Genomic DNA, 1919 nt, shown 5'->3' with positions numbered 1-1919 from the left:
GTATCAATACTTCTTAATTTCTCTAATTCAAGATTAGTTAATATTGGATGTTTAATGCCAACACAATGGCATTGCATGGCATGTTCCTCCAGTAAATTGCCATTATTCCCCATAAATCCAGCCAAACTCATCACCACTTTTTCACGAATCGGATCAATTGGCGGATTGGTTACCTGGGCAAATAGCTGTTTAAAGTATGAAGACAAATGCTGAGGTTTCTGAGACAATATAGCCAATGGCGTATCTGTTCCCATAGAACCTATAGCCTCTTTACCTTCAAGTGCCATTGGCTTAATGATTAAATCAATATCTTCTCTGGTATAACCAAAAACCTGCTGATATTTAAAGATAGACTCCTCTGAAAGATTACTAAATACTACACGTGGATCAGATAACTCTTCAAGCCTGATCTGGTATTGATTCAACCAGTCTGCGTACGGTCTTCTGCTACAAACCTGCTGTTTAACCTCTTCATCACTAATAATACGGCCCTGCTCCATGTCTACCACAAACATTTTTCCAGGAGTTAACCTACCTTTCTCAATGATTTTGCTCTGATCTAAAGCTAAAACACCCGCTTCAGAGGCCATAATTACACGGTCATCCTCAGTAATTGCGTATCTGGATGGGCGAAGACCGTTTCTATCTAAGGTTGCACCAATTAGGTTTCCATCTGTAAAAGCAATTGCTGCAGGTCCGTCCCAAGGCTCCATTAAGGTAGCATGAAATTTATAAAATGCCTGCTTCAGTTCATCCATATCTTCATTGCCATCCCATGCCTCAGGAACCAGCATCATCAATACATGCGGTAAGGATCTACCTGCATGCAGTAATAATTCAACTATATTGTCTAGACATCCTGAATCGGACTGACTTTCATCAATTACCGGTAAAAGGATATTGAGTTCTTCTGGCGTAAAATAAGAAGATGCAAATGATTTAACACTCGCACGGAACCAGTTCAGGTTACCTTGTAAGGTATTGATCTCTCCATTATGGGCAATGTACCTGAAAGGTTGCGCCAATCTCCACGATGGAAAAGTATTGGTTGCAAAACGAGAGTGTACAAGTCCAAATGCAGACACTACACGTTTATCACTTAATTCTGTAAAATAAGTTCTAACCTGTAAAGAAGTCAGCTGACCTTTATATACAATAGTCCTTGACGAGAACGAGGCAATATAAAAATCAGATTTAATTCCGTTAACAGTATTTAGTATGGTTTTGGTCAGGTAGTTTTTAAATACATATAGCTTACGTTCAAAATCAGCTCCAGCAGCAATAGCATAAGGTCTTGCTATAAATAGTTGTTCCATTTCTGGTTCAACCGATAAAGCCATATCACCTATATCAGCAGTGTCTGTCTGAACTTTTCTAAAACCAAGAACTTCTAAGTTTAGTTTTTCAGCAGCACGGTAAATTACCTCGCGGCACTCTTCCCGGGCTTTAATGTCTTTAGGTAAAAATAACATCCCTACGCCGTAATCACCGGATTGGTTCAGGCTAAATCCGATTTTTAAGCATTCGTCGTAAAGAAATTCGTGTGGAATTTGAATCATGATCCCTGCACCGTCTCCGGTGTTGATCTCAGCCCCTACTGCTCCTCTATGATCTAATTTTTCAAGTATGGTAATGGCATCTGAAATGATTTGCTGGGACTTCCTTCCCTTTACATGAGCAACAAACCCAATACCGCAGGCATCGTGTTCAAAACGCTGGTCATATAATCCCTGATTGTCTTCTGTGTGGTCCATAAAGCTAAGTGTGTTAGAAACACTAAGATAGAGATTTCTAAATAAAATTGCCATTTTTGTATATATTTTTCAGAAAAATGAATTAATTACTTCTGAAATTATATAAGTATTAAAAATATCATAATTTAAATCGTTGCCAATTATGAATTTCGCAACGCTCTTATT

At 38.4% G+C, this 1919-nt stretch carries 1 protein-coding gene; it reads right to left on the bottom strand.

Annotated elements, in window-relative coordinates; all coding sequences use genetic code 11:
• Window positions 1-1754, bottom strand: a 1754-nt coding sequence (locus tag DBR11_RS16195; RefSeq protein ID WP_304594098.1) for a glutamate synthase central domain-containing protein, incomplete at its 3' end; no start/stop codon positions are given.
• Between the last annotated feature and the right edge of the window lie 165 nt (window positions 1755-1919).

The organism is Pedobacter sp. HMWF019, from assembly GCF_003061025.1.
GTDB lineage: Bacteria > Bacteroidota > Bacteroidia > Sphingobacteriales > Sphingobacteriaceae > Pedobacter.
Note: the sequence above shows the minus strand (reverse complement) of the source record. Positions and strands in the feature narration are given on the sequence as shown.